The organism is Azospirillum brasilense (genome assembly GCF_008365405.1).
Taxonomy (GTDB): Bacteria; Pseudomonadota; Alphaproteobacteria; order Azospirillales; family Azospirillaceae; genus Azospirillum; species Azospirillum brasilense_D.
This window is the reverse complement of sequence record NZ_QOKV01000013.1, coordinates 180258-187606: the sequence shown is the minus strand read 5'-3', so window position 1 is coordinate 187606 and position 7349 is coordinate 180258. Positions and strand designations below refer to the sequence as shown.

Here is a 7349-nt window from a genome sequence, read left to right as displayed (position 1 = left end):
CCGCTGGAGACGTCTGGTTCGAGATTATGAAGCCCGGATCGACGTCTCCGGCGGTATGATGCAACTCGCTATGGCAAGCCTGCTACTTCGACGTGTCTGCCATTGAACCGGTTGTCAAACGGGCTCTGAGAAGATGGCGGCTGATGTTCCGTCGCGCCAAACCTATGGGAGGTGGAGGGGCCGGCGAGATATTGGTTAATAGCTGCATTGCCAAACCTCTTGATCATCAAAAGGTTGCTGTCGGTATTTTAAATTATAGACTCCTTATACTCTTTCTATTAAAGTGTGCAATGATTTTATAGTCCGGGACATTGTTGCGTGGTGAAGATTCGCAACAATATGAAAAATGTGTTTTGTCATAGTTTATCTTATTATGTTTGGCATTGATATTGTTGCGAATTGAGTATGATGCATAAGGCGTGACGGGGTATCGTCGGCCTATTTTACGGCTATGCTCCGTCTCATTAGCATAGGCGCGCCGGATGGTGATCCAGATCAAGTCAATCGGCGGCACAATGAGGGACTGTTGCCGTGATGAGCCCAAGCGTTGAAAGATCGGCGGCGAAAAACCGGGGGCTGTGTTTCAGTCCCAACCGAGTTTTCGATGCCACTTTTTCCTGATGAGGGCGGTGCTCAAGCTAAACCCCGTGCATTGCCACAGGAGGCGGCCATGATGCCAACCGGTGACCTTGCGGAAGTCGGGCATCTCCATGCCGAACTCATGAACGCGATTGCCTTGGCCCTGGCGAGCGGCAGGCATCGCGATCAGGATTTGCTGTTTCTCTTTCAATGGGTACAAGAGGTGGGACAGGCCGAAGCAATGGACCGCGTCCGGTCCGTTGCAAGCGAGGCGTCGGACCGGACAACGGAGATGGACTGCCAGAGCGTGTTGCGGTCACTCGTCTGCACGCCGGCACACACGCCTCTCGGGATCGCCGCGAAGCTGGCGGTCGCATGTGCGATGTTCGACGCTTTCAAAATGGCTCAGGAGGCGCCGGGAGGTCCTGTGGCGCCCCATGTCATTCTGTCCGCTTTTTTTGACGCCATGGCCCAGGCTCAGCTGCTTCCGTTGGAGCGGCCAAGCCTTCCGCACTGATTCCAGGCTGAGGAGGCGGTCATGCAATCAGACTGCCAAGCGTGCCCGCTGCGACGTGACGGGTTGTGTGCAAGCGTTGCGGATGAACAGTTGTCCAGCTGGGCGGCGATCAAACGCCCGGCCCGCACCATTCGTGCCGGCGCCAGTTTGTTTGTCGAAGGTGACGAAAACGAGATGGTCTACATCGTTCGCCGTGGCTGGGCGTTGGCGTCCATGATGCACGAGAACGGTCGGCGCCAAGTGCTGCGTTTCGTCATGCCGGGAAATCTGGTCGGCTTCGAGCGGGCCCCCGACGGTAACATGCCCTGCACGGTCGAAGCGCTCACCGATCTGATCGTCTGTCCGATGCCACGCCATTCCCTGATGCGCTTTTGCCAACAGGTGCCGAACGTTGCCTTGCGGATGGCATCCTTGCTCGCGGCCGAAACGATCTCTGATTGGCGGCTCCTGGGCGGGCTCGGCACCCGCACCGCCGCGGAGCGGATTGCCCGGCTTCTCCTTGCCCTTTACAATCGGCAACGGCAAAGGACCGCACCGGACATTTCGGACGTGACGTTGCCGATCAGTCAGGTCCTCATTGCCGATGCCACAGGACTGACACCGGTCCACGTGTGTCGGACGCTCAAGGAGATGCGTACGGCTGGTCTGCTGTCTTTCGCGAAAGGCCACCTGCGTGTGCTCGATTGGATGCGGCTCACTGAACTGGCCGAGATGAACGACGCCACGGCACCTCAGCCACTCGCCAAGCAGGACGTGTCGTTTCCACTCACCAATCCACGGGACCGCGGGCGATTGTCACAAGATTTCCGGAAACCATTATTGAACTCGCCCGAGGTGCGCGTAATTCATGTTATGGACTCTTCCAGCCGATCCGCTTCGAAATAACTCTGAAATCAGTGGTTATCGATCGATTGGTCCGTCGATTTAAATGCTGTATGCCAAGGACCAGGAGAGGAATTCTGAATTCCACCTGATGCAAGCAGCGACCGCACAGCGGAAGGACGCCACCTCAGACGGTCAGCACCGCCGCTCCGGTGACGGTCCCGCAGCGCAGCGCTTCCACGGCTTCATTGGCCTGGGCGAGGGGAAAGGGCGTTGTGCGGGTCCGTACGGGGATGCGGGGCGCAAGCGCCAGGAACTCCTCCCCGTCCCGACGGGTGAGGTTGGCGACGGAGCGGATCACCCGCTCACCCCATAGGATGTCATAGGGGAAGGAGGGAATGTCGCTCATGTGGATGCCGGCGCAGACGACGGTGCCCCCCTTCACCACAGCCCGCAGCGCCGTCGGCACCAGCGCGCCGACGGGGGCGAAGAGAATGGCGGCATCCAGAGGCTCCGGAGGGGGCTCTTCAGACCCGCCGGCCCATGCCGCGCCAAGATCACGGGCCAGAGCCTGTGCAGCTTCGTCCCCAGTCCGCGTGAAAGCGAAAACCCGCTGATCCCAGTGCCGGGCAATCTGGATGACGATGTGCGCAGCGGCCCCGAAGCCGTAAAGACCCAGGCGCTCCACCTCCCCGACGGCCCGGAGGGCGCGGTAGCCGATCAGGCCGGCGCACATCAGCGGCGCCGCTTCGATGTCGGTGTAGGACGGGCCGACAGGAAAGGCGTAGCGAGCGTCGGCGACCGCCATCTCGGCGTAGCCGCCGTCGATCTGGTAGCCGGTGTAGCGTGCGCGGTCGCACAGGTTCTCGCGTCCCGAGCGGCAATAGACGCATTCGCCGCAACTCCAGCCGAGCCAGGCGATTCCCACGCGGTCCCCAAGATGAAAGCGCTCCACGCCCGGCCCGGTTTCGAGGACGCTCCCGATGATCTCATGGCCGGGAATAAGTGGCAGTTTGGGATGCGGCAACTCGCCGTCCATGACGTGCAGGTCGGTTCGGCACACCGCGCAGGCGTGAACGGCGATCAGGATTTGGCCCGGTCCTGGCTCTGGGTCCGGCAGCAAGGCGGGAATCAGCGATGCGCGCGGCTGTGGCAGGATCATCGCTCTCATGCTCAGCCCTCCATGTGAAGGTCTGCTTCACGATCGTTCTGGACATTGGCGGCCTCCTGCGACCTCGATCCAGGTGCGCGGCGCGGAGTGGTTGGGCTCGCGTCAGCGCGACATCCCTTGCAGGTAGGCGATAACGTCATCGATCTCCGAGCGTGAAAGATTCAGGTCGGGCATCGGCGGGTGAGGAAAGGCCAGCCATTGCCGCAACCAGTTCGGGCTGCGGTTCGGATCGCGCGCGATGCTGGCCAATGTCGGGACCGCGTCGGTGCCGCGCACAACACGGCTGTCCGCATTGCTGTCCGAGGTTAGGTGGCAGGCGGCGCACCAACGGTCGGCGATTCTTCTGCCGGCTTCCGCGTCCGCCGCCTGTGTCACGTCCGCCATGGCGAGAAACGTCATCAACACCCCCGCGCATAGGCCCGTCTTCATTGCAGGCCTTCCTTTAGGGACATCAGGTACGCGACGACATCGTCCGTTTCTTCCATGGACAGACGGATGTTCGGCATGACCGGGTGGGATGTCCGCAGGTAACTGCGCAGGGCCATTTCGGTGATCCCTGGATCGCGCATTCGCTCCACCAGGTCGGGCGCAGCAAGCTCCTCCTGCATGGGGGGCGGCTTAGCCATCGGCGGCTGCGACACGCGGTGGCACTCGCCGCAGACCTCCTCGACCAAATGGCGCCCGAAGCCGATGCTGCCCGGTCCATCGGACGCGGCGCGCGCGGACGCGGCAACAATCAACGAAACGATGATGGCTCCGACCGCTAGGCTGGGCAATCGGCACGGAGTGTCGACCATGTCAGGCCTCCCTGTGCCACGGGGCTGGTGCAATGGATACAGCGTCTTGTGCAGAAACGGCGGTCCGCCCGAAGCCGGCGGCAAGCCGGAAAGGTTCTGCGATGATCAACTGCATGCTATGGCTGGGGCGCTCGGGAAGTCCACTCTTCGTACGAGGTACATGGCTGACAGGGCTCAGAAGGGCGCAGGACAAAAAGACGCAGGATAAGGCGCTTGCGCAGCGCCATCGCCGCCTTTGAACCGCGCCGGCTTTGTCGGAGGCCGGAATGTAGGGATCACGCCGCCGTGGCGACGTTTTCACGCGAACGCCATCCGCAACGCGCGCTCGTGGACCTCGGGGGCGTATTCGGGTGATGACGGTTTCGTCATGATGACCCCATCGTCTCAGAACAGGGAGTCTCCGGAAAACTCGGAGCGGTTCAGTGTCCGACGACCCACGCAGGATGGGCCGCGGGAGGCCACGCTGTTCCTCGACCGCCTTGTGGACGGCGCCCCAATCCACCCGTGACGCGGCACGACCTGCGGCGCGTGCAACGATCGCCTCAAGATTCGGAAAGTCGGGCGGGTCGAAGCGCCCTGTTTCCTCTAGGGCATCGGCTTGCCGGGTCGTCAGGTGAACCTCGATGTAAAGGCTGTCGCCGACCCAGCCGAGTTTCACCGGCTCGTCCACGACACGAATCTGGGTGCCGATGGGCACCTCCTCGTACAGGCGCCCGATATCCCGGTTGTGCAGGCGGAAGCAGCCGTGGCTCACGCGACGCCCAACACCATAGGGTTTGTTGGTTCCATGGACGATGATGCCCGTCCAGCCGAGGTACAGTGCCTTGGGCCCCAGCGGGTTGTCCGGCCCCGGCGGGACATAGGGCGGCAGGTCCGGGTCCTCCTCCCGCATGCGCGTGGAAGGCATCCAGGGCGGGTTGACACGCTTGGCCCGGACGTAGGTGGAGCCGGTCCGCAGGTTGGCGGCCTCGGCACCGATTCCCACTGGAAAACTGGCCGGCGGCTTCCCCCGTGCGAAGTGATACAGGCGCTGCTCCGCAAGATTGATCACGATGCCGCTGCGCCCCCCGGATGGAAGGATATGCGCCGTCGGCAGCACCACGAGTGTTCGGTCGCCCGGCAGCCACGGGTCGATGGCTGGATTTGCCATGATGATCTCGGTGTAGCCGAGATCATTGTCGATGGCGATGTCGGCCAGCGTGTCGTCCGCTGACGCAAAGAGAATACCGAATGGCAATGGTCCAATGATGTCGGCCGCCGCCACCGGCACCGGAGCAAAGGCCAGGGCCGCCAGGGCAGTGACGACGCTTCCGATCGAACGGAACAGGACGGCAGCGCCCACGGTCACCTACGGCCTCTGTCCGACTAAGAGCGGGTTTTCCGCTGGCTGCGGCTGAACATGCGTTCCGCCTTCTCGTTCGCCGCCCTGGCGTCCGCCGCTGCGGCGCGCGCCTGTTCGGCCGACTGCTGGGCGGCGCTGGCGGCCCGCGCCGCCTCCGCCTTGGCGTCATTGGCGGTGGCTTGCGTCTGGATCAGAAGGTTGCGGTCTTCCGCGCTCAACCCCGAGCACCCCGCCGCGAGCAGGGTGCCCAGCACGACGACGGATACGTTGCGCAAGGACATCGCCATATCAATCTCCTGTCTTGGATCCGAGAAACAAGGCGACCGGCAGGAGTGCGGAATCTCCGCTGCAGGAGGGCCGCCCCGCCCAGTCGCCCGCTCGCCCGGCATATCGAGCGTCGAGCATGGACGAAGGCGGAGTCGAGGCATTAACCCAGGTAAAGGCGGCGCATCGTAAAGACGCGGAGATCGGGCGGAGCCCGACCTCTTTCGGTCGAAGCGTCCCTGTGGGCGCCGCCTTTTGCGGGTTAACCCTATCCGCGAGCGCTGATCTTGATGCACGTTAATGCCCCGGGGCATCCTTCGGATAGGCTGCGGGAGTCCATGGTGCGGAGCGTGGACCCAGTCCTTCCGGAGCCAGCCGATGACGCTGCCGCTGACCGACCACGGGCCGCTGACCGAGCACGGACCGTTGACCGACCACGGTCCGAGCCCTGGACGATCAAAGATCCCAGCGGAACGCCGTGTTGCCCGACATCCCGGCTGGCTGTTCGGGCTCGCGCTCGCGCTGACGGCCGCCGCAATGCTGCTTTCTCACGCTGTGGGCACCCGCAACGCCGCGCCCGCTTACCGCACCGGCCCGGTGGCCCGTGGGGCGGTTACCGCGTCGACCACCGCGTCGGGCACCGTCAACCCGGTCGTCACCGTGCAGGTGGGGTCGCAGGTGTCGGGACAGATCAGCGAACTGCTCGCCGACTTCAACACCGAGGTGAAGACCGGTCAGCTCGTCGCCCGCATCGATCCTGCGCTGTTCGAGACACAGGTGGCGCAGGCGGCCGGCGACCTCGCCGTTGCCCAGGCGGGCATCGAGACCCAGCGCGCCACCGTCATACGGGCCAACGCCGACCTGGAGGCCGCGCGCGCCACGCTGACCAACGTACAGGCTCAGCTGCGCAAGGCCCAAGCGCTCCTGTTCAACGCCAGGAGCAGTTATGAACGCACGCAACGGCTCTTCGACCGCGGAAATGCCTCCGCCTCGGGCCGCGACAGCGCGAAATCCGCCAACGACGCCGCCCAGGCGGAGGTCGAGGCTCTGACCGCGCAGGAGATCAGCCAGCAGGCAACCGTCCGCTCCAGCGAGGCCCAGCTTACCCTCGCCCAAGCCAACGTGGCGAGCGCGATGGCGTTGGTGCAGCAGAAACAGGCGGCGTATCAGGGAGCGCGCATCAATCTGGAGCACACGCGCATCGTCGCCCCGGTGGACGGCACCGTCATCCAGCGCAACGTCGACCGCGGCCAGACGGTGGCGGCCAGCTTGCAGGCCCCGGTGCTGTTCACCATCGCCCAGGATCTGACGGCCATGCAGGTGGACGCTTCCGTGGACGAGGCGGATGTCGGGACCGTCCGGGTGGGCCAGGACGTGCACTTCACCGTGGACGCTTTCCCCGGCCGCCGCTTCACCGGGGCGGTGATTCAGATCCGCAAGGCGCCGCAGGTCGTGCAGAACGTCGTCACCTACGACGTGGTCATCTCGGCGCCCAATCCCGATCTCGCACTCCTTCCCGGTCTGACCGCCAACATCCGCATCGTCGCCGACCACCGCGACGACGCGCTGCTGGTTCCCAGCGCCGCCTTGCGCTACCACCCGGCCAAGGCCGCCCCGCCGAGCAGCCCGCCATCCCAGCAGACGGGCGAGGTCTGGGTGCTGAACGCCGCTGGGCAGCCGGAGCGCCGCCCACTTCGGCTTGGTGTTTCCGATGGCAGCATGGTGGAGGTCGTCGAAGGAAAGCTGGGAGTCGGAGACCGTGTCGTGCTCGGCGAAACGGCGCTGTCCACGGCTTCGGGTGCCGTTCCATCCATGGGCGCCGGACCGCGCATGTGACGCCGGCGCTTCAGACATCGG

At 64.1% G+C, this 7349-nt stretch carries 8 protein-coding genes and 1 pseudogene; 4 read left to right on the top strand and 5 right to left on the bottom strand.

Features of this window, described 5'->3' with window-relative positions:
* The 3 genes and pseudogenes from DS837_RS32785 to DS837_RS19910 all read left to right on the top strand — a co-directional run.
* Positions 1-106: pseudogene (locus tag DS837_RS32785) on the top strand (IS5-like element ISRso1 family transposase); the annotation flags it as partial.
* A 564-nt stretch (positions 107-670) separates the two neighbouring features.
* On the top strand, positions 671-1096 hold the full coding sequence (locus tag DS837_RS19915; RefSeq protein WP_149166355.1) for a hypothetical protein: 426 nt from the start codon (positions 671-673) through the stop codon (positions 1094-1096).
* 21 nt (positions 1097-1117) lie between these two features.
* A complete protein-coding gene (locus DS837_RS19910; RefSeq protein ID WP_149166354.1) occupies positions 1118-1981 on the top strand; it encodes a Crp/Fnr family transcriptional regulator in 864 nt (287 codons plus the stop codon).
* A gap of 124 nt (positions 1982-2105) precedes the next feature.
* On the opposite strand, the gene DS837_RS19905 is transcribed toward DS837_RS19910, so the two are convergent.
* The 5 genes from DS837_RS19905 to DS837_RS19885 form a co-directional block, all read right to left on the bottom strand.
* On the bottom strand, positions 2106-3089 hold the full coding sequence (locus DS837_RS19905) for a zinc-dependent alcohol dehydrogenase family protein (RefSeq protein ID WP_149166353.1): 984 nt from the start codon (positions 3087-3089) through the stop codon (positions 2106-2108).
* A 102-nt stretch (positions 3090-3191) separates the two neighbouring features.
* Positions 3192-3488, bottom strand: a complete 297-nt coding sequence (locus DS837_RS19900; protein ID WP_170295915.1) for a c-type cytochrome — start codon at positions 3486-3488, stop codon at positions 3192-3194.
* A 26-nt stretch (positions 3489-3514) separates the two neighbouring features.
* Positions 3515-3886, bottom strand: coding sequence for a c-type cytochrome (locus DS837_RS19895; RefSeq protein WP_149166351.1), 372 nt, complete (start codon positions 3884-3886; stop codon positions 3515-3517).
* A 1-nt stretch (position 3887) separates the two neighbouring features.
* The gene (locus DS837_RS19890; protein ID WP_149166350.1) at positions 3888-5234 is read right to left on the bottom strand and encodes a L,D-transpeptidase family protein; all 1347 of its coding nucleotides are present in this window, start codon (positions 5232-5234) and stop codon (positions 3888-3890) included.
* Between the two features lie 17 nt (positions 5235-5251).
* Positions 5252-5515 (bottom strand): alanine-zipper protein, encoded by a 264-nt coding sequence (locus DS837_RS19885; protein WP_149166349.1) that lies wholly within the window; start codon positions 5513-5515, stop codon positions 5252-5254.
* Between the two features lie 355 nt (positions 5516-5870).
* On the opposite strand from DS837_RS19885, the gene DS837_RS19880 reads away from it, so the two are divergent.
* Positions 5871-7328, top strand: coding sequence for an efflux RND transporter periplasmic adaptor subunit (locus DS837_RS19880; protein WP_170295914.1), 1458 nt, complete (start codon positions 5871-5873; stop codon positions 7326-7328).
* The last annotated feature ends 21 nt before the right edge of the window (positions 7329-7349 follow it).

What these genes read in the sequence shown, in the direction of transcription:
- DS837_RS19915 (WP_149166355.1), top strand. Translation starts at nt 671, where the DNA reads ATGATGCCAACCGGTGACCTTGCGGAAGTCGGGCATCTCCATGCCGAA.
- DS837_RS19910 (WP_149166354.1), top strand. Translation starts at nt 1,118, where the DNA reads ATGCAATCAGACTGCCAAGCGTGCCCGCTGCGACGTGACGGGTTGTGT.
- DS837_RS19905 (WP_149166353.1), bottom strand. Translation starts at nt 3,089, where the DNA reads ATGAGAGCGATGATCCTGCCACAGCCGCGCGCATCGCTGATTCCCGCC.
- DS837_RS19900 (WP_170295915.1), bottom strand. Translation starts at nt 3,488, where the DNA reads ATGACGTTTCTCGCCATGGCGGACGTGACACAGGCGGCGGACGCGGAA.
- DS837_RS19895 (WP_149166351.1), bottom strand. Translation starts at nt 3,886, where the DNA reads ATGGTCGACACTCCGTGCCGATTGCCCAGCCTAGCGGTCGGAGCCATC.
- DS837_RS19885 (WP_149166349.1), bottom strand. Translation starts at nt 5,515, where the DNA reads ATGGCGATGTCCTTGCGCAACGTATCCGTCGTCGTGCTGGGCACCCTG.
- DS837_RS19880 (WP_170295914.1), top strand. Translation starts at nt 5,871, where the DNA reads ATGACGCTGCCGCTGACCGACCACGGGCCGCTGACCGAGCACGGACCG.